Annotated in this window: 14 protein-coding genes; 7 read left to right on the top strand and 7 right to left on the bottom strand. The window is 71.0% G+C overall.

The genetic code is table 11. The annotated features are described in order from the left end of the window. Positions 1-97: 97 nt before the first annotated feature. The 4 genes from ACIPSE_RS44225 to ACIPSE_RS44210 all read right to left on the bottom strand — a co-directional run bounded on the left by ACIPSE_RS44225 (position 98) and on the right by ACIPSE_RS44210 (position 4,700). Positions 98-691 carry a CGNR zinc finger domain-containing protein gene (locus ACIPSE_RS44225; RefSeq protein WP_401675216.1) on the bottom strand — a complete coding sequence of 198 codons (594 nt, stop codon included), beginning with the start codon at positions 689-691 and terminating at the stop codon, positions 98-100. Positions 692-976: 285 nt separating this feature from the next. Then, positions 977-2,131 carry a uroporphyrinogen-III synthase gene (locus ACIPSE_RS44220; RefSeq protein ID WP_401675213.1) on the bottom strand — a complete coding sequence of 385 codons (1,155 nt, stop codon included), beginning with the start codon at positions 2,129-2,131 and terminating at the stop codon, positions 977-979. A gap of 121 nt (positions 2,132-2,252) precedes the next feature. After that, on the bottom strand, positions 2,253-3,635 hold the full coding sequence (locus ACIPSE_RS44215; RefSeq protein WP_401675210.1) for a nitrate/nitrite transporter: 1,383 nt from the start codon (positions 3,633-3,635) through the stop codon (positions 2,253-2,255). A 186-nt stretch (positions 3,636-3,821) separates the two neighbouring features. Continuing rightward, positions 3,822-4,700: a hypothetical protein gene (locus ACIPSE_RS44210; RefSeq protein WP_401675208.1), complete on the bottom strand. Its 879-nt coding sequence runs from the start codon at positions 4,698-4,700 to the stop codon at positions 3,822-3,824. A gap of 182 nt (positions 4,701-4,882) precedes the next feature. On the opposite strand from ACIPSE_RS44210, the gene ACIPSE_RS44205 reads away from it, so the two are divergent. After that, positions 4,883-5,581, top strand: coding sequence for a hypothetical protein (locus tag ACIPSE_RS44205; RefSeq protein WP_401675205.1), 699 nt, complete (start codon positions 4,883-4,885; stop codon positions 5,579-5,581). Positions 5,582-5,611: 30 nt separating this feature from the next. Here ACIPSE_RS44205 and ACIPSE_RS44200 read toward each other — a convergent pair whose 3' ends face one another. From ACIPSE_RS44200 to ACIPSE_RS44190, 3 genes are read right to left on the bottom strand one after another with little or no spacing between them, the layout of a single operon-like run. After that, the gene (locus ACIPSE_RS44200; RefSeq protein ID WP_401675202.1) at positions 5,612-6,787 is read right to left on the bottom strand and encodes an acyltransferase; all 1,176 of its coding nucleotides are present in this window, start codon (positions 6,785-6,787) and stop codon (positions 5,612-5,614) included. After that, entirely contained in the window at positions 6,784-8,967 is a 2,184-nt protein-coding gene (locus ACIPSE_RS44195) for a glycosyltransferase (RefSeq protein ID WP_401675199.1), read from the bottom strand. Before ACIPSE_RS44195 ends, ACIPSE_RS44200 begins: the two co-directional genes overlap by 4 nt. Beyond that, on the bottom strand, positions 8,967-9,851 hold the full coding sequence (locus ACIPSE_RS44190) for a hypothetical protein (protein ID WP_401675196.1): 885 nt from the start codon (positions 9,849-9,851) through the stop codon (positions 8,967-8,969). Before ACIPSE_RS44190 ends, ACIPSE_RS44195 begins: the two co-directional genes overlap by 1 nt. A 582-nt stretch (positions 9,852-10,433) precedes the next feature. Between ACIPSE_RS44190 and ACIPSE_RS44185 the strand changes: the two genes are divergently transcribed. From ACIPSE_RS44185 to ACIPSE_RS44160, 6 genes are read left to right on the top strand one after another with little or no spacing between them, the layout of a single operon-like run. Continuing rightward, positions 10,434-11,729, top strand: coding sequence for an ABC transporter substrate-binding protein (locus ACIPSE_RS44185; RefSeq protein WP_401675194.1), 1,296 nt, complete (start codon positions 10,434-10,436; stop codon positions 11,727-11,729). Further along, complete coding sequence (locus ACIPSE_RS44180) at positions 11,726-12,619, top strand: carbohydrate ABC transporter permease (protein WP_401675191.1); 894 nt, start codon at positions 11,726-11,728, stop codon at positions 12,617-12,619. The genes ACIPSE_RS44185 and ACIPSE_RS44180 overlap by 4 nt, the downstream gene beginning before the upstream one ends. Beyond that, a complete protein-coding gene (locus ACIPSE_RS44175) occupies positions 12,616-13,440 on the top strand; it encodes a carbohydrate ABC transporter permease (RefSeq protein ID WP_401675188.1) in 825 nt (274 codons plus the stop codon). Before ACIPSE_RS44180 ends, ACIPSE_RS44175 begins: the two co-directional genes overlap by 4 nt. Before the next feature lie 11 nt (positions 13,441-13,451). After that, positions 13,452-15,704 carry an alpha-xylosidase gene (gene yicI / locus ACIPSE_RS44170; RefSeq protein WP_401675186.1) on the top strand — a complete coding sequence of 751 codons (2,253 nt, stop codon included), beginning with the start codon at positions 13,452-13,454 and terminating at the stop codon, positions 15,702-15,704. After that, the gene (locus tag ACIPSE_RS44165) at positions 15,704-16,714 is read left to right on the top strand and encodes a LacI family DNA-binding transcriptional regulator (RefSeq protein WP_401675184.1); all 1,011 of its coding nucleotides are present in this window, start codon (positions 15,704-15,706) and stop codon (positions 16,712-16,714) included. Before yicI ends, ACIPSE_RS44165 begins: the two co-directional genes overlap by 1 nt. 50 nt (positions 16,715-16,764) lie before the next feature. Next, positions 16,765-19,665: a glycoside hydrolase family 3 C-terminal domain-containing protein gene (locus ACIPSE_RS44160; RefSeq protein WP_401675181.1), complete on the top strand. Its 2,901-nt coding sequence runs from the start codon at positions 16,765-16,767 to the stop codon at positions 19,663-19,665. Positions 19,666-19,693 lie beyond the last annotated feature (28 nt).

Genomic DNA, 19,693 nt, shown 5'->3' with positions numbered 1-19,693 from the left:
GTGCAGGCCCTCGTACTGGATGTACTTGGGCCTGTGCCCGGTGCAGCGAGAGTGCGTGCCGGGCGCCGCGGGGCAGAGGGGGATGTGAAGACAGGGCCTAGGCCCTCGCGAGGGCCGCGCGACGGCGGTGCCGGGCCACTCTTTCCCGGTTTCCGCAGACCTCGCTGGAGCACCAGCGCCGTCTGCGGCCCCGGGACGAATCGAGGTAGACGATCGGGCAGTTGTCGCCCGCGCACTGTCGGAGACCGGCCCGCGCGACCGGGTCGGTGAGCAGTTCGACGGCGTCCCTCGCGATCAGGCCGAGCAGCGCGGCCGGTGCGGGCGGCTCCGCCAACTCCCTCACCAGGGTGCCGTCTTCACCGCGTACGGCCCGGGGGGCGGGCGGGGCGGTGCGGGCGAGCTCGTTGACGCGGGCGAGCGCGAGGTCGGTGACCGGGGGTTCGGCGGCGAGTCCGGCCCTCACCAACTGGCCCACCTGCCCGCGCAGTTCGTGGAAGCCCACGAGCCAGGCGGTGTCGGCCGCGGTGAGGTCGGTGGTCCTCGGTACGAGTCCCGAGCCGGTGATCCAGGCGGCCAGCGCGTCGACGGAGCCGAGCCGTTCGACGGGGTGCGTGGTCGCGAGGAGGTCGAGGCAGATGCGTCCCGCGTCGAACCGGAGCTCGTACGGGACCGGGGCCGTATCAAGTGCCATGTGCCTGTCACCGCCTAGGGGTGCCCTGCGCGTGAGGAGGAAACGGTTCCCTCTCACAGTGCCCGTACCCCGGCGCGGCCGGAACCCCCTGACCGACTTCGCCCCCGCCGCCCCTTCCCGTTCCCTCCCCAGGGGGCGCCGCCCCCAGGCCCCCGCCACAGGTTCTCTCAGCCCGACCGGCGCTTGAGGACGGGGCCCGTTCGGGGCCGACGCGGGGTCCGGGGGCGACAGCCCCCGGGGACGGGAACGGGAAGGGGCGGCGGGGGCGAGGAGAAGAAGGGGGACTCAGTGGTCCGCGTACTTGGCGTCCGCCGCCGGGTCCAGGGCGAGGCGGTAGCCACGTTTGACGACCGTCTGGATCAGCTTCGGCGCGCCGAGGGCCGTCCGGAGCCGGGCCATGGCGGTCTCGACGGCGTGCTCGTCCCGCCCGGCCCCGGGCAGCGCCCGCAGCAGCTCCGCCCGCGCCACCACCCACCCCGGCCTCCGCGACAGCGCCCGCAGCAGCGACATCCCGGCCGGCGGCACGGGCCGCAGCGCCCCGTCGACCAGCACCGCGTGCCCGCGGATCTCCACCCGGTGCCCGGCGATCGGCAACGTCCGCGCCCGCCCGGGCAGTTCCTGGCACAGCAGCTGGACGAGCGGCCCGAGCCGGAACCGCTCGGGCTGGACCGTGTCGACCCCGCGGGCCTGGAGGGGCAGCGCGGTGACGGGGCCCACGCAGGCCGGCAGGACGTCGTGGTGGAGGGCGGCGAGGAGTTCGGGCAGCAGCCCCCGTTCGTCGGCCCGGCTCAGCAGCGACGCGGCGGCGGGCGCGGAGGTGAACGTCAGGGCGTCCAGGGTGCGGGAGACGGTCGCGTCGAGGAGGCGGTCGACGGGGCCGATGTCCTCGGGCGGCATCCACCGGTAGACGGGGATGCCGAGCACCTCCGCTCCCCCGGCGCGCAGTGCCTCCACGAACCCGGGCAGCGGCTCGCCGTGCAGCTGGATGGCGACCCGGCGCCCCTCGACGCCCTCCTCCAGCAGCCGGTCCAGCACCTCGGCCATGGACTCGGACGACGGCGACCAGTCCTCGGTCAGCCCGGCGGCCCGGATCGCGCCCTTCACCTTGGGCCCGCGCGCCAGCAGTTCGACGCCGCGCAGCCGCTCCAGCAGGTCCTCGCCGAGCCCCCACCCGTCGGCGGCCTCGACCCAGCCGCGGAAGCCGATGGCGGTGGTCGCGACGACGACGTCGGGCACCTCGTCGATGATCTGTTTCGTCGCGTCGAGCAGCTCGCTGTCGTCGGCGAGCGGCACGATACGCAGGGCCGGTGCGTGCAGGACGGCGGCTCCCCGTCGCTGCAGCAGTGCGCCCAGCTCGTCGGCCCGGCGCGCGGCTGTCACCCCTACGGTGAAGCCGGCCAGGGGGCCGTGTTGCTCTGGTCGCTGCTGTTCCTCGTACATAACTCTCGTCCCGCACTCGAGTCGTTTGCACCTACACGGGGTGTGATGGCACCTGCATGCCGACCGAGCCTGTCAACGGTGCGTGACAGGCTCGGTTCGGCATGATGTCGCTGGTGTTACGTCAGACCTCGGCATAGCTGAGCTGCGGCTTTGCCTCTGCGGCCGTCGTGGTGGTGGTCACCTTGGCCGAACGCCGAAGGTATACGGCCCACGTCACCACGAAGCAGGCGGCGTAGTAGGCGAGGAAGACCACGAAGGCACCGGTGCCGGACCCGTTGCTGAGGAAGGACTGGCGGAAGGCGAGGTTGATGCCGACGCCGCCGAGCGCGCCGACCGCGCCGATGAGCCCCATGGAGGCACCGGACAGACGGCGCCCGTGGACGACGGCCGCCTCGCCCGTCAGACCCTTGGCGAGGGCCTTGGTCTGGAAGATGCCCGGGATCATCTTGAACGTGGAGCCGTTGCCGAGCCCGCTGAGGACGAACAGGACGACGAAGACGGAGACGAACAGTCCGAGGGACTTCTCCTGGCTGGCGAAGACGAGGACACCGGTGGCGACGGCCATGGCGACGTAGTTGTAGAGGGTGATCTTCGCGCCGCCGTACCGGTCGGCGAGCCAGCCGCCGAGCGGGCGGATGAGCGAGCCGAGCAGCGGGCCGATGAAGGTGAGGTAGGCCGCCTGGAGCGGGGTGCGGCCGAACTGCACCTGGAGGACCTGGCCGAAGGCGAAGGCGTAGCCGATGAAGGAGCCGAAGGTGCCGATGTAGAGGAAGGACATGATCCAGGTGTGGCCGTCCTTCGCGGAGTCGACGGCGGCACCGGTGTCGTTCTTCACCGTGGCGAGGTTGTCCATGTACAGCGCGGACAGGGTCGCGGCGACGACGATGAGCGGGATGTAGATCCCGAGCAGCACGCGCGGGCCGCCGCTGGCGCCGATCACGGCGAGCGCGATGAGCTGGATGACCGGGACGCCGATGTTGCCGCCGCCCGCGTTGAGGCCGAGCGCCCAGCCCTTCTTGCGGAGCGGGAAGAAGGCGTTGATGTTGGTCATGGAGGAGGCGAAGTTGCCGCCGCCGATCCCGGCCAGCAGGCCCACCAGCAGGAAGGTGGAGAAGGACGTTCCCGGCTTCATCACCGCGAAGGCGGCGGCCGTCGGCAGGAGCAGCAGGCTCGCCGAGATGATGGTCCAGTTCCGGCCGCCGAAGATCGCCACGGCGAAGGTGTAGGGGACGCGGACGACCGCGCCGACCAGGGTGACCATCGAGGTCAGCAGGAACTTGTCGGCCGGGGTCAGGCCGTACTCCGGGCCCATGAAGAGGACCAGCACGGACCACATGGTCCAGACCGAGAAGCCGATGTGCTCGGAGAGCACGGAGAAGGCCAGGTTGCGGCGGGCGACCTTCTCCCCGGTCTCGTTCCAGAAGGTCTCGTCCTCCGGGTCCCATCGCTGGATCCAGCGACCGCCCCTGTTCGGGGGTGCGGGGGCTGTGCTCGGGGCTGTCATTGCGCCTCCACGGTGCGACGGGACCTGTGTTTCAGTGGCTGGTCCCGAAGGTAGGGAGGGCGCGTTTCCTGGCTGTGGCAGCGGGTGACCGGAAAGGAACGTTGCTCTCACCCCGGACGGGAGCGGGGTGAGAGGTAGTGACGGCCGTTTGTTACGTAAAGCTCCTCGCGGCCGGTGGCGGGGCACTCAGCGCGGGGGTGCCTGCGGCGGCTGGGGCGGCTGCCAGTTGGGGTTCTGCTGGGGGTAGTGCTGCTGCGGGGGCGCGTACGGGCCCGGCTGCTGCTGGGGCTGCTGGTACGGCTGCGGCTGCTGTTGCTGAGGGTAGCCGTAGGGCTGGGCTTGGGGCTGGGGCTGATACCCCGGGTGCGGCTGGGGCTGGTACTGAGGCTGCGGCTGGGGCTGGGGCTGGTACTGAGGCTGCGGCTGGTTACCGTACGGGCCGGCGGCGTACGGGGCCGGCCGGCCCGGGTACTGCGCGCCCGGGGGCAGATAGCGCAGCCGTCCGTCCTGCTCGGTCACCGGCATGAACCCGGCGGCCTGGAGGCGCGCCGCGAACTTGGCGTTGCGCTTGCGGGTGACGACGAGCCCGATGCCGAAGACGCCCATGAACAGCGCCCACACGACCGCCGCCACGACGATGTCGGTGGCCTCGCCCCCGAGCCGGAAGGCGAGGATGCCGCAGCCGACGGTCACGCCGAGCGCGCCGTAGCCCATCCGGCTCTCGGCGTTCTTGCCGGTGAGGTCGAAGTTGATCCGGGCCTTGAGGAGTTCGAACGCGTCGGGCACCAGCGGCGGTACGGAGACGCCGTCCGAGGCGTTCGGGTACTGGGCCCAGTTCTGCGCGGCGCGGGCGCGGGCCTGAGGGCTCGGGTCGGGGAGGAGGAGCATCACGAGGGCGCCGTTGCGTCCGGAGTTCTGCCGTACGTCGGCGTACTCGTAGCCGAACTGCTGGGCGATGAAGGCGAGCCGGGCCAGCTTCTTCACGGAGGCCATGGGGCTGGTGAGTTGGACGGCCTCGCCACTGGCCATCAGGTGCAGCATCTTCCGCACTTGCCGCTTGCTCATCGCCATCCGCTCCCCACCGGGCCACCCCGTTCACTTCCGCAACCGAGGCAGTCTCGCACGCGCGTATGACAGCGGGAAACCGCTGACCGCACGGTTTAAGGGTTCTTGGCGAGCCCGGCACCGGCACTACCCTGAGCGGCTCACGGGATCTTGGGGGGACTGTGCGGAGAACATCGACCCGGGTGGCGACACGGGCATCGGCCTGGGCGCGGACCCTGCTGGTCTGTCTGCTGGCGGGCGCGGCGGTGAGCGGTTCCGCGGGCGGCGGTGCGAGCGCCGGGGAACGGCTGTCCGCGCAGGAGTTGCTCGACGCCGCGAACGAGACCATGGGCGAGTTGCGATCCGCCACCGTCGTGGCGCGGTCCACCGGCACCCAGGCGGGCCTCGCCACCCGCGTCAGGACCGACTTCGACGACCACTGCGTGCGTGCGTTGACCTGGGAGGAGACGGGGGCCGTCCTCGAACAGATTCGGATCGGCGAGACGGACTACGTCCGCCCGAACAGGGCCTATCTCGAGGACTGGTCCGGCAAGGCCATGACCGGGGACCCGAAGCTCTGGAGCAGGACCCCGGCGAGCGAGGCCCGGAGCAGTGACGGGATCATCGGCTGCGGTTGGCCGTTCGACTCGTTCGGCACGGCCGTGAGACGCGGGACGACCGAGCTCGACGGCACCGAGGCCGTCGAACTGACCGTGACGGCCAAGGCGTACCCGGACGACACCTACACCTTCTTCGTGGCCGCCGAGGGTCGGCCGTACATCCTGAAGGTCGTCTACGAGAGCGCGGAGATGACCACCACGACGACGTTCAGCGAGTTCGACGAGCCCTTGGACATCCGGCCCCCCTCGCCGAAAAGGGTCCTCGACGGCACGCGGTGGTGACCTGCTCCCGCGAGGATCGGTTCGCGGGGATCAGTTCTTCGTCGGGAGGAGGCGGGGTTTCCTCTTGGCCGCCAGGTCCTCGATCCAGCCGAGGGACAGGATCGCGAGGAGGATGAGAGGCCAGACCAGGAGGAAGACCCAGAGTTCGTACGTGGAGTCCAGCAGGGACACCGCGTGGTCGCTCTGCAGGAACGGAAGCTCGTAGAGCAGGTCGACCAGGGGGAACGCGGTCATGATGAGCGCGTTGTGCCAGAGGTAGATGGTGACCGCGCGGTTGTTGGAGAGGGTCACCGGCTTGTCCCAGCGGGCCAGCCGGCCCGGCAGTTCCTTCCAGGACGGCGAGTACTGGAGCAGGATCACCACGAACCCGAGGGACCAGGCCGCCTGGGCGAGCGGGATGTCGTTCAGGTTCCAGCCCTCCGGGCCCAGATGGCCGGACGCCCACCACAGCCCGAGGGCCATCAGCAGCGTCGCGCAGGACACCAGGGCGTAGCGCGGGACGCGGGTCAGGAGCCCGTCGTGATGGGCGAAGCCGAGGATCCAGCAGCCGCCGTAGACCGCGAAGTCGAGCAGCGCGTTCCCGGTCTCGCCCGGGATCTGCACCAGCCCCGTGCCGATCACGGCGGTCAGCGCGAGCGGCGCCAGCAGGGTCGGCCAGGGCGCGCGGCGGAACGCCCACAGCAGCAGCGGTGAGGCGATCACGAACCACAGGTAGGCGCGCAGGTACCAGAGCGGGCCCGCCGCCTGCTCGGCCCAGGTCGTGTCCAGCAGACCGGAGTCGGAGCCCAGATGCTCGGAGTAGGGCGGGGCGCCGATCGGCACGACGTAGTCGAAGAGCTCGGCCAGGCCCCAGCTGCCGCCGTCCCGCAGCGGATGCCAGCCGTCCACGAGCATCAGCGTCAGCAGCAGCGCACCGAACGCCCAGAAGGGCGGCAGGAGCCGGCGCAGCCGGCCCCGGATCACGCCCAGGGCGGGCCGGTTGAGCGAGCGGGCCATCAGCGAGCCCGCCAGCGCGAACATCACGCCCATGGACGGGAACAGGACCGTCAGCCAGCCCCAGCCGAACAGGTGGTAGACGACCACGCGGACCAGGGCGAGCGAGCGCAGCAGATCCAGGTACCGGTCGCGGACGGCCGGCCCGCCGCCGCCCTCGCCCCGCCGGTGCCGGGGAACGTCGTACGACGGTTTCGCGTGCTGCTGGGTCATCCGACCGGCCTCCGTTCGGCGCTCTCGCGGGCGGGTGCCGCGCCACCGGGGGCGGACCCCACCACACCGGTGCGGCGCAGTTTCTGCCAGCGCAGCCGGCCGCCGGTCAGGGCGGTGATCCAGGACTGGAGCAGCACGACGTACATGAGCTGGCGGTAGAGGATCTGCTGGAGCGGCAGGGACAGCAGATGGGTCATGCGTTCCCGGTCGAGGCGGAAGGCGTAGGCCGCGCAGACCACCTGGATCATGAGGACGCCCAGCCAGGCGAGGATCGTCTTCCCGGTCGGGCCGAAGACGAGGCCGTAGATCAGGAACACGTCGATCAGCGGGGCCAGCAGCGGGGCGACGACCATGAACAGGGAGACCAGGGGCAGCCCGACGCGGCCGAAGCGGCCGGAGGGGCCGCGGTCCAGGAGCGCGCCGCGGTGTTTCCAGATGGCCTGCATGGTGCCGTAGGACCAGCGGTAGCGCTGGGACCACAGCTGCTGCACGGTCTCCGGGGCCTCGGTCCAGGCGCGGGCCTTCTCGGCGTAGACGACGCGCCAGCCGTCGCGGTGCATGGCCATGGTGATGTCGGTGTCCTCGGCGAGGGTGTCCTCGCTCATCCCGCCGACCCGTTCGAGCGCGGTGCGGCGGAACGCGCCGACGGCGCCGGGGATGGTGGGCATGCAGCGCAGCAGGTCGTACATGCGCCGGTCGAGGTTGAAGCCCATCACGTACTCGATGTGCTGCCAGGCCCCGATGAGGGAGTCGCGGTTGCCGACCTTGGCGTTGCCGGCCACCGCGCCGACCCGGGGGTCGCCGAACGGCTGCACCAGCTCCTTGACGGTGGCCGGTTCGAAGACGGTGTCGCCGTCCATCATCACGATGAGGTCGTGACTGGCGTTCGCCAGGCCCCGGTTGAGGGCGGCGGGCTTGCCCGCGTTGAGCTGGCGGACCACGCGGACGTTGGGCAGGTCCATCGCCTCGACGATCCGGGCGGTGCCGTCGGCGGAGCCGTCGTCGATGACGAGCACCTCGATGGGGTGCTCGCTCGCCATGAGGGAACGGACCGTGTTCTCGATGCACTTGGCCTCGTTGTACGCGGGCACGAGCACCGACACCGGTTCCGTCACCGGTGGGCCCCAGCCGCGGCGGCGGACCCTGCGGGCGTGGGTCGCGGACAGCACCAGCATCAGCACGAACCGGGCGATGACGAGGGCGCCGATGACGGCGAGGCCGACGCCGAGGACGCCCGTGATGTCGTCGGAGGCCTGCACGAGCCAGATCCACGCCCGGCCCTTCCACAGTCCGGCGCCGGTGACCGGGGTGTGCGCGCTCTCGGTGCCGAGCGCCTCGGTCAGGGTGTCGAACTCGTACCCCTTGGCCTTGAGCTCGGGGATGAAGCGGTCCAGGGCCTGGACCGTCTGGTGGCGGTCGCCGCCGGAGTCGTGCATCAGGACGATGGCGCCCTTGCCGCCCGCGGGCGTGGCGTTGCGGACGATCCGGTCGACGCCGGGCTTCTGCCAGTCCTCGCTGTCGGTGTCGGTGACGACGGTCAGATAGCCGCGTCCGCCGATGTAGCGGGTGACCGGCCAGGACTCGTCGTCCATGGCGGAGGCGGTGGAGGAGTACGGCGGGCGGAACAGCGAGGTGCGGATGCCCGCGGCGCCGGTGATGGCGAGCTGGTTCTGGGACAGCTCCCAGTCGATCCGCTTCTTCGACTGCTGGGAGAGGTCGGGGTGGTTGAAGGTGTGCAGGCCGATCTCGTGGCCTTCTGCGACGATCCGCCGGATCAGGTCCGGGTAGCGGGAGGCCATGGTGCCGGTGACGAAGAACACCGCATGGGCGTGGTGTTCGGCGAGCACGTCGAGGACCCGGGGCGTCCAGGTCGGGTCCGGGCCGTCGTCGAAGGTGAGGACGAGCCGGTGGTCGCGCAGCCGGAGGCTCTCGGTGCGTCCGCCCCGGGTGTCGATGACCGGTCCGCCCTTGAGGATCTTCTCCGGCACCCGGTCGGCGGCGGCGGGCGGGCGGACACGGTGGTCGGCGAGGATCTCGCTGTGCACATAGCCGCGCAGCATGAGCATCGCCATCAGCGCGCCGAGGACGAGGGTGGGCAGCAGCAGCCGCATCGGGAGTCGGCGGCGCGAACGGTCGCGGGCCGCGGCGGCCCGGGCGCGGCGTCGGTTACGGGATGCCATCAGACCGCGGGCCCCTGGGACGGCGCTTCGGTGGTCGTCGCCGTGGTGGGCTCGGTGGCCGCCGCCGTGGTGGGCTCGGGCGTGCCGCCGCCGTAGCCGACCTCCTGGACGCCGCCGCCCGTGCCGTCGCCACTGGACGTGGGGGTCGGCGTGGGCGTGGTCGGGTCCACGGTGGCCGGCGGCTCCGACGGAGGGGTGCTGGCCGGGGTGGTCGGCGCCACGGGTTCGGTGGTCGGATCACCGCCGGGGCCGGGGGCCGTGGCGGTGGCCGTGGGCTTCGGGGTGGCGGAGGCGCTCTCCTTGCCGGGGCTCGCGGAGGCGCCGGGCGCGGTGGCCTTGGCGCTCGGCGACGGTGTCGTACCGCGGGCGGGCACGGACACCCCGGCGGACGGGACGCGGCCGGTGCCGACGGGCTGGGCGGAGTCCGCCGGGAGCGGCGAGCTGTCGACCCGGCCGGCCTCCTTGCCGTCGCCCTGGCCCGGGATGGGCAGCCAGGGGGCGTGCGAGTTGCCGGAGAGCAGGGTCACGACGATGACGACGGCATAGCTCGCGCAGGCGACGCCGACGCCGATGCCGATCCTGCGGTATCTGCGGCTTCTGCGGCCGGACTCGTCGACGAACACCGGTCCGTCGGAGCCCTCGGGCGCCAGGCCGTCGAGCTGGACGGTGACCTCGTCGGGGTCGTGACCGTCCGGGGCGTGACCGTCCCGGTCGTCCGTCGTACCGGTGTCCGGGGCGCTGTCGCCGACCGACCACGGGTCACGGAGCCGCGGCTGATGCGGCTGCTCCTGCGGGACGTTCTGGGTGCCGTCCGGTGACGCCGCTGCGGGCCACTCGGGTTGGGCGTCTTCCCGCCATGTGTTCTCACGCGTGTTCTCGCGCACGTACTTCCCCCCACGAACCGTTCAGGGTGCGCGTACGACTCCGAGCACCCGTCGACGGTCCGGGCCCCCACCCGGTCCGAGCGCCCCGTTCGTCACATCGTGCTCAGGTCGATGAATGTAGGGCAGTCCCGGGCGATGCGGCGTCCGTATGCCGAATGTGTACATTCGATGGCGCTGTGTATATGGCCGAAATGCGCACCGCGTCCACGGGCTTCCACGAGCGGACCGTCCGCTCCGGCACGTTCGCCGGCAGTCCGTCCGCCGGACACCGGGACCCGGATGCACCAGCCCCTTCCGCCCCACCCGCGAGACCGGCGCCGGCGTCCCGGGGACGGTGAGCGGACGCGGACGGGTGCGGGGCATGGCCGGAAATCCCGGCGCCGCACGGATCGGGCGGTCCGACTTGGCCATGACACGGCGGAACCCCTCCGACGCCGGTGCACCGATTCCCGCGCAAGCCATTGACGCGCGCACAGCCCCCACATACCTTCCCCCGTCGAAGCGCTTCGACATATCTCGTCGAAACGGTTCGACACGCGAGAAGCAGTCCTGAGATCCATCCGACTCCCCTGGAGGCACGGGATGTTGACGGCACGAAGGCGTGTGGCGGCTACGGCGGTGGCCCTGGCGGGGACCCTGCTCCTGGCCTCCTGCGGAGACTCGGACAGCGGGTCCTCGGAGGACGGCAAGACGCTCAAGCTGTGGCACTACGAGGCCCCGAACAGCGCGATGGGGCAGGCCTGGGACGAGGCGATCAAGGAGTTCAAGGCGAAACACCCGGGCGTGAAGGTGGAGTTCGAGGCCAAGGGCTTCGAACAGATCCAGAAGACCGCCCCCATGGTCCTCAACTCCTCCGACGCGCCGGACGTCATGGAGTACAACAAGGGCAACGCGACGGCGGGCCTGCTCAGCAAGCAGGGCCTGCTCACCGACCTCACCGCCCAGGCCACCGAACGCGGCTGGGACAAGAAGCTCAGCGCGAGCGTCCGCACGACCAGCGTGTACGACACCGCCGGGGTCATGGGCTCCGGCAAGTGGTACGGCGTGCCCAACTACGCCGAGTACACGATGGTGTTCTACAACAAGGACCTCTTCGCGAAGTACGGGATCGCCGAGCCGAGGACGTTCGACGAACTGACCGCCGCGATGGACACGTTCGTCCGGAACAAGGTCACGCCGCTGGCCAGCGCGGGCGCCGAGTACCCCGCCCAGCAGTACCTCTACCAGCTCGCCCTGTCGAAGGCCGACCGCGCCTGGGTGGACAGCTACGAGCTCTACAAGGGGAAGACCGACTTCCACGACACCGCCTGGACGTACGCCGCCGACACCTTCGCCGACTGGGTGAAGAAGGGCTACATCGCCAAGACCTCCAGCAGCGCCAAGGCCGAGGACGCCGGGGTCTCCTTCCTCCAGGGCAAGTCGCCGATCCTGTTCTCCGGCAGCTGGTGGTACGGCCGGTTCGTCGACGAGGCGAAGTTCGACTGGGGCACCTTCCTGTGGCCCGGCTCGAACCTGACCCTCGGCTCCGGCGGCAACCTGTGGGTCGTCCCCAAGGGCGCCAAGAACAAGCAGCTCGCCTACGACTTCATCGACATCACCCTGTCGAAGAAGATCCAGAACCTGCTCGGCAACAAGGGCGGCGTCCCGGTCGCCGCCGACGCCGGCGCCATCACCGACGCGAGGTCGAAGGCGCTCATCGACAACTTCAACACCCTCTCCGAACGCGACGGCCTCGCCTTCTACCCGGACTGGCCGGTCGCCGGGTTCTACGACGTCCTCGTCTCCCAGACACAGAAACTGATCACCGGCAGCGAGGAACCGGCCACCGTCCTGGACGCGTTGCAGGACGCCTACGACAAGGGCGCGCCGAAGCAATGACGGCAAGCGTCCGCCGCTCCTACGCCCTGTTCCTCCTCCCCGGGGTGCTCGCCTTCCTGACCGTCGTGATCGTGCCCTTCCTGATGAACACGGGGCTGAGCTTCACCGACTGGCAGGGGGTGGGCACCCCGGGGTGGACCGGGCTCGCCAACTACCGTGAACTGCTGGACGACACGGAGTTCTGGGCGTCCTTCCGGCACAGCCTGTTCATGGTCGTGGCGATGGCCGCCGCGCCGACCGCGCTCGGACTCGTCCTGGCGGCGGCCCTGTTCGACCACGTCGGCAAGCACTTCGGGTCCCGGCCGGTCGCCGTCCTGCGCGCCTGCTTCTACCTCCCCCAGGTGCTGCCGATCGCGGTCGCCGGCATCGTCTGGAGCTGGATCCTCGCCCCCGACGACGGCAGCCTGAACGCGCTCCTGAAGGCGATCGGCCTCGGCTCCTGGCAGCAGGACTGGCTGGGCGACCCCGACATCGCCCTGTACAGCGTCATGGGCGTGATGGTGTGGGTCCAACTGGGCTTCCCGCTGGTCGTCTTCATGGCGGGCCTGCAACGCGTCGACCCCCAGCTGTACGAGGCGGCCGAGCTGGACGGCGCGGGCTGGTGGCGCCGCTTCTGGCACATCACGCTGCCGCAGATCCGCCCGGAGATCTATGTCGTGCTGACCTGGTGCACGATCGCCGCGCTGAAGGTGTTCGGCGCGGTGTACGTCCTGACCAAGGGCGGTCCCGGCGGCGCGACGAACGTGCCGTCGTACTTCTCCTTCACCACGTTCTTCGAGAAGACGCAGGTCGGCTACGGCGCCGCGATCTCCACCGTGCTCACGGTCATCATCCTGGCGCTGTCCCTGATCGGCCTGAGGCTCCAGACCCGCGAGGAGGACCGGTCATGAGCCGTGCGCTGCGCCGATACCCGGTGCTCGTCGCCCTGTGCCTCGCGGGCCTGTTCATGATCGTGCCGTTCCTGATCGTCACGCTCAACGCGTTCAAGTCGCCCGCCGAGTACTCGCAGAACGGTCCGCTGAGCCTGCCGAAGGGCCTGTACCTCGACGGTCTGAAGGACTTCTGGGAGCGCGTGGACTACACGCAGAAACTGCTCAACTCCCTGTTGATCAGCGGCACGGTGGCGGTCTGCGCGGTGGTCCTGTCCGTGCTGAACGCCTACGCGATCGGCATCGGCCGGATCAGGGGCCGCGCCTGGGTGCTGGCGTTCTTCGTCCTCGCCAACATGCTGCCGCAGGAGGCGCTGGTCTACCCGGTCTACTACCTGTCCAAGGAGGCGGGCCTGTACGACACGAGGCTCAGCGTGATCATCGTGTTCACCGTCGTCCAGGCGGCGTTCGGCACGTATCTGCTCTCCTCCGTGCTCGGCCAGTTCCCCCGGGAGATCATCGAGGCGGCGCGGATCGACGGCGCGGGCACGTGGCAGGTGCTGTGGCGGATCGTCGTCCCGGTCAGCCGCCCCACCCTCGGGGTCCTCCTCGTCTTCTTCTTCATCTGGACGTGGAACGAGTTCCTGCTCCCCCTGGTCATGCTGATCTCCAACGACAACCAGACCGTGTCGGTGGCCCTCGGCGTCCTCCAGGGCCAGCGTCTGATGGACGCCACCATGACCAACGCCGCCGCCCTGCTCGGCGTGCTCCCCGCGCTCGTGTTCTTCCTCGTCTTCCAGCGCACGCTCACCCGCGGCATCGCGGTGGGCGCCGTGAAGTAAGGACCCCCCACATGAAGTTCACCGACGGCTACTGGCTGCTGCGCGAGGGCGTCACCGGGGCCCACCCGGTCGAGGTGCTCGACGTGACCGCCTCGGACGGCGCCCTGGAGATCCACGCGCCGACCCAGCCCATCCGCCACCGCGGCGACCTGCTGAAGGGACCGGTCGTGACGATCAGCGCCCACTCCCCGCTGCCCGACGTCATCGGCGTCACCTTCACCCACTTCGAGGGCGAGCAGCCACGCGGCCCCCGGTTCGACGTGCGCAAGCAGGAGTGCGCCGTCCACACGGAGTACGACGACGAGCACGCGACCCTCACCTCCGGCGCCCTGTCGGTCCGGGTGGCCCGCACCGGCCCGTGGCAGGTCGACTTCCTCGCCCACGGCCGGACGCTGACCGGCAGCGGCCCCAAGAGCATGGGCATCATGCGGGACACGGCCACCGGCGCCCACTATCTGCGCGAGCAGCTCGGCCTCAAGGTGGGCACCTCCGTGTACGGCCTCGGGGAACGGTTCGGACCGCTCGTCAAGAACGGCCAGGTCGTCGACATCTGGAACGCCGACGGCGGCACGGCCACCGAACAGGCCTACAAGAACGTGCCGTTCTACCTCACCGACGCGGGCTACGGCGTCTTCGTCGACCACCCCGGCAAGGTCTCCTTCGAGGTGGGCTCGGAGGCCGTCTCCCGGGTCCAGTTCAGCGCCGAGACACAGCAGTTGACGTACTACGTCATCCACGGGCCCACCCCCAAGGACATCCTGCGCAAGTACACGGCCCTCACCGGCCGTCCGGCGCTGCCGCCCGCCTGGTCGTTCGGCCTGTGGCTGTCGACGTCCTTCACCACCTCCTACGACGAGGAGACGGTGACGTCGTTCATCGACGGCATGCGGGAACGCGAACTCCCGCTGTCCGTCTTCCACTTCGACTGCTTCTGGATGCGCGAGTTCAACTGGTGCGACTTCCAGTGGGACCCCCGCGTCTTCCCCGACCCCGAGGGCATGCTGGCGCGGCTGCACGCGCGCGGACTGCGGGTGTGCGTGTGGATCAACCCGTACATCGCGCAGCGCTCCCCGCTGTTCGCGGAGGGCAAGGCGCTCGGGCATCTGCTGCGGCGCCCCGACGGCAGCGTCTGGCAGTGGGACCTGTGGCAACCGGGCATGGCCCTGGTCGACTTCACCTCCCCGGCCGCCCGCGACTGGTACGCCGCGAAGCTGGAGGCGCTGCTCGCACAGGGCGTGGACTGCTTCAAGACCGACTTCGGCGAACGCGTCCCGACGGACGTGGCCTGGTCGGACGGCGCGGACCCCGAGCGCATGCACAACTACTACACCCACCTGTACAACCGGACCGTCTTCGACGTGCTGCGCAAGCACCGCGGCGAGGAGGAGGCCGTCGTCTTCGCCCGCTCGGCGACGGCCGGCAGCCAGCAGTTCCCCGTGCACTGGGGCGGCGACTGCGAGGCCACCTACGAGTCGATGCTGGAGTCCCTCCGGGGCGGTCTTTCGCTGGGCCTGAGCGGGTTCGGCTTCTGGAGCCACGACATCGGCGGCTTCGAGGGCACCCCGAGCCCCGCGCTGTTCAAACGCTGGCTGGCCTTCGGTCTGCTGTCCTCGCACAGCCGCCTGCACGGCTCCTCGTCGTACCGGGTGCCCTGGCTCTTCGACGAGGAGTCCGTGGACGTGCTGCGGCACTTCACCCGGCTGAAGCTGAGCCTGATGCCCTACCTGTACGAGGCCGCCCGCACCGCCCACGCCGAGGGCACACCGGTCATGCGGGCCATGGTCCTCGAGTTCCCGGACGACCCCGGGTGCGCGCATCTGGAGCGGCAGTACATGCTCGGCCCGGATCTGTTGGTGGCGCCGGTCTTCGACGACGAGGGCGACGTCTCGTACTACGTGCCCGAGGGCACCTGGACGCACTTCGTCACCGGCCGCACGGTCACCGGGCCCCGCTGGGTCCGCGAACGGCACGGCTTCCTCGGGGTGCCGCTGCTGGTGCGGCCCGGCGCGGTGCTCCCGGTGGGCGCGGTGGACGACCGGCCCGACTACGACCACGCCGACGGGGTGACCCTGCGGGCGTACGGACTGCGGCGCGGGGAGCGGGTGGTGGTGCGGGTCGGGACCGTCTCCTACACCGTCGTGCGCGAGGGGGACACACTGCGGGCCTCGTGCGGCGATCCGGCGGCGCCCTGGGCACTGGCGGCCGGTGAGCGGACCGTGCGGGCCGCGGCCGGGACCGGTTTCCTCACGGTGGAGCTGGGCTGATGGTCAAGATCACCGATGTGGCCCGGCACGCCGGCGTCTCCCCCAGCACCGTGTCCTACGCGCTCAGCGGCAAGCGCCCCATCTCCGAGGAGACCCGGCGACGCGTCGAGGCGTCCATCCGCGAACTCGGCTACCGGCCGCACGCGGGTGCCCGCGCCCTCGCCAGCAGCCGCTCGAACGTCCTGGCCCTGGTCGTGCCGTTACGGAGCGGCATCCACGTCCCGGTCGTCATGCAGTTCGCGGTGTCGGTGGTGACGACGGCCCGCCGCCACGACCACGACGTCCTGCTGCTCACCCAGGAGGAGGGCGAGGAGGGGCTGCGCCGCGTCGACGACACCGCGCTGGTCGACGCGATGATCGTGATGGACGTCCAGCTCGACGACCCCCGGCTGCCGCTGCTGCGCACCTGGGACCTGCCGTCGGTGCTGATCGGCGTCCCCGCCGAGGCGGCGGGCCTGACCTGCATCGACCTGGACTTCATGGCGGCCGGCGAGGCATGCGTGGAGCATCTGGCGCGGCTCGGGCACCGGGTGGTGGCGCTGGTCGGCTCGCCGCCCGAGGTGTACGTCCGGCACACCGCGTTCGCCCAGCGGGTCGTCCAGGGCTTCACCGCCGCCGCGGACCGGGGCAGGCTCGCCACCTCCGTCCACCCCTGCGAGGCGTCGCCCGCCGCGGCCCGCGCGGTCGCCGAGCGGCTGCTGCGCGACCAGCCCGCGCTCACCGGGGTCGTCGTCCACAACGAGGCGGTCCTGGAGCCCCTCGTCGACGCCTTCGAGCAGCTCGGCCTGCGCGTGCCCGCCGATCTGTCGGTCACCGCGATCTGCCCCGACGAACTCGCCGGGAACCTCCGCGTCCCCGTCACCAACATCGCCCTGCCCGCCGCGGAGGTGGGCGAACGGGCCGTGGAGCTGCTGATGAGGAAGCTCGACGGCAGAACGGCCCCCGAGGCGACGCTGCTGCCGCCCCGCATGACGGAACGCGCGAGCACGGCCCCGCGGAACGCCCCTTAGCGCTCAAATCGGACCCACTGTTGCAAGGCCCTAGTCGAAGGAGCCGTGACATGAGAGGCACCAAAGGCAAGAGACCCAGACAGACGTTCCTGGTGGCGCTGGCCCTGATCGCGGGCCTGTGCGCGACCGTCCCGTCCCACGCCGCCGAGACCTACCCCTTCCGCGACCCGGGGCTCTCCGTCGACCGGCGCGTCGACGACCTCCTGGCCCGGCTCACCCTGGACGAGAAGATCTCCCTGCTGCACCAGTACCAGCCCGCGATCCCCCGCCTGGGCATCCAGTCCTTCCGCACCGGCACCGAGGCCCTGCACGGGGTCGCCTGGCTCGGCGAGGCCACCGTGTTCCCGCAGGCCGTCGGGCTGGCCTCGTCCTGGGACCCGGCGCTGATGGAGCGGGTCGGCTCGGCCGTCGGCGACGAGGCGCGCGGCTTCCAGCAGGAACGCCCCGCCGGCTGGGGCCTCAATCTGTGGGCCCCGGTGGTCAACCTGCTCCGCGACCCGCGCTGGGGCCGCAACGAGGAGGGCTACAGCGAGGACCCCCGGCTCACCGGCGCCCTGTCGACGGCGTACGGCGAGGGCCTGACCGGCGGCGACCCCGACCACCTCAAGACGGCCCCCACCCTCAAGCACTACCTCGCCAACAACAACGAGTACCACCGCACCACGACCTCCTCCGAGCTGCGCCCGCGGGTCGCGAAGGAGTACGACGAGGCCGCGTTCCGCCCGGCGATCGAGGCGGACGCCGCGACCGGGGTCATGTCCTCCTACAACCTGGTCAACGGCCGTCCCGCGACGGTCAATCCGGACCTGGACGACGTCGTGCGGACCTGGTCCTCCTACGACCTCCTCAACGTCAGCGACGCGTTCGCCCCCGGCAACCTCCCCGGCGACCAGGGCTACTACGGCTCCCTCGCGGAGGGCGACGCGGCGGCGCTGAAGGCGGGCCTGGACAGCTTCACGGACAACGACACCAACTCCGCGGTCACCGTCGGCGCCATCGACTCGGCTCTCCGGCAGGGCCTGCTGGAGGAGTCGGACATCGACGAGGCGGCCGGTCACATCCTCTCGATCCGTGTCCGCCTGGGCGAGTTCGACCCGGGTGGCGGCAGGTACGGCTCGATCGACAAGTCCGTCGTCAACAGCCCCGCCCATCAGAAGCTCGCGCGCGAGGCGGCGACCGAGGGCGCGGTGCTGCTCAAGAACCAGGGGACGCTGCCGCTGCGGAAGTCGGCGAAGGACGTGGCCGTGGTCGGCCCGCTCGCCGACACCCTCTACACGGACTGGTACTCGGGCACCCTGCCCTACGCGGTCACCCCGGCGGACGGCATCGCGGCGAAGCTCGGCACGGACGTCACGACCAGCGAGGGCGTGGACCGCATCGCCCTGCGCGACACGGCGACGGGCCAGTACATCACCACCGGCGACGGGTTGCTGAAACAGAGCGCCCAAACCCCTTCCCCCGAAGCCCAGTTCGACGTCTTCGACTGGGGCGCGGGCGTGGTGACGCTGCGCTCGGCGGTCAGCGGCAAGTACGTCGGCTACAACTGGAGCGGCTTCGCCGACGACCAGGACCAGCCGGGCGGCTGGTTCGTGCAGCAGCAGTTCAAGCTGGAGGAACAGCCCGACGGCACCGTCCTGCTGCGCTACGCCGGCTACGAGACCGAGGAGTCCTGGTGGTCCAGCCCGGTCTACGTCGGCCCGACCGGCACCGACGGCACGCTGGGCCTGGTCACCAAGGAGCAGGCCGCGCACTACGCGAAGGACGTCGTGCGCGACGGGGTCGCGGAGGCCGTGGCCGCCGTCGAGGGCCGGGACTCGGCGGTGGTGGTGATCGGCTCGATGCCCGCGATCAACGGCCGTGAGGCCCACGACCGCACCGACCTGAACCTCGCCCCCGCCCAGGAGGCCCTGGTCAGGGCGGTCCGCGCGGCCAACCCGAACACGGTCGTGGTCGTCGAGAACAGCTACCCGACGGCCCTCGGCGCTCTCCAGGACGAGGTCCCGGCGCTGCTGTGGACCTCCCACGCGGGCCAGGAGACCGGCAACGCGCTGGCCGACCTGCTCTACGGCGACGCCAACCCTTCGGGCCGCCTCACCCAGACCTGGTACCGCTCCGCCGCCGACCTGCCGTCGATCCTCGACTACGACATCATCAAGTCCGACCGCACCTACCAGTACTTCAAGGGCCAGGCCCTCTACCCCTTCGGGTACGGGCTGTCCTACACGACGTTCCGCTACGGCGCCCTGCGCAAGGTCCCCGGCGGCTACGAGGTCGAGGTGACCAACACGGGCAGCCGCACCGGCGCCGAGGTCGTCCAGCTCTACACCCACCAGCGCGTCTCCCGCGACAAGCAGCCCCTCAAGCAGCTCAGGACGTTCGCCCGCGTCACCCTCGCCCCCGGCCGGTCCACGACGGTCAGGCTGAAGCTCACCGCCGACGACCTCGCCCACTGGGACGTCACCCGCTCCCGGTGGGTGGTGGAGAAGGGCACGTACGACATCCTGGCCGGCTCCTCCTCCGCGGACGTCCGCGCCCGCACCACCTGGCAGGTCCCCGGCGAGACCATCCCGGCCCGCGACCTGAGCCGCGCCACCCGCGCCGAGAACTTCGACGACTACTCCGCCACCGGCCTCGTGGACGAGTCCAGGGAGCGCGGTACGGCGGTGGCGGCGGCCTCCGACCGGGCCTGGCTGAAGTTCGCGGACGCCCGGCTCGGTTCGGGCGCCTCGACGTTCACCGCCCGCGTGGCCGGAGCCGCGGGCACCGTCGAGATCCGCCTCGGCTCCCCCACCGGCACCCTCGTCGGCACCGCGGCCGTCGCCGGGACGTCCTCGCCGTACACCTATGAGACGGTCACGGCCGATCTGACCCGGGCGGCGAAGGGCCGCACCGATGTGTATCTGGTCCTGAACGGAAAGGGCCTGCGCCTGGCGACGTTCACGGTGACCTGAGAGAAACCGTGCCGGGACAAGACGAAGG

Origin of the sequence: Streptomyces sp. NPDC090106, from assembly GCF_044747265.1 — a bacterium.
GTDB lineage: Bacteria > Actinomycetota > Actinomycetes > Streptomycetales > Streptomycetaceae > Streptomyces.
This window is presented reverse-complemented; position numbering and strand designations above follow the sequence as displayed.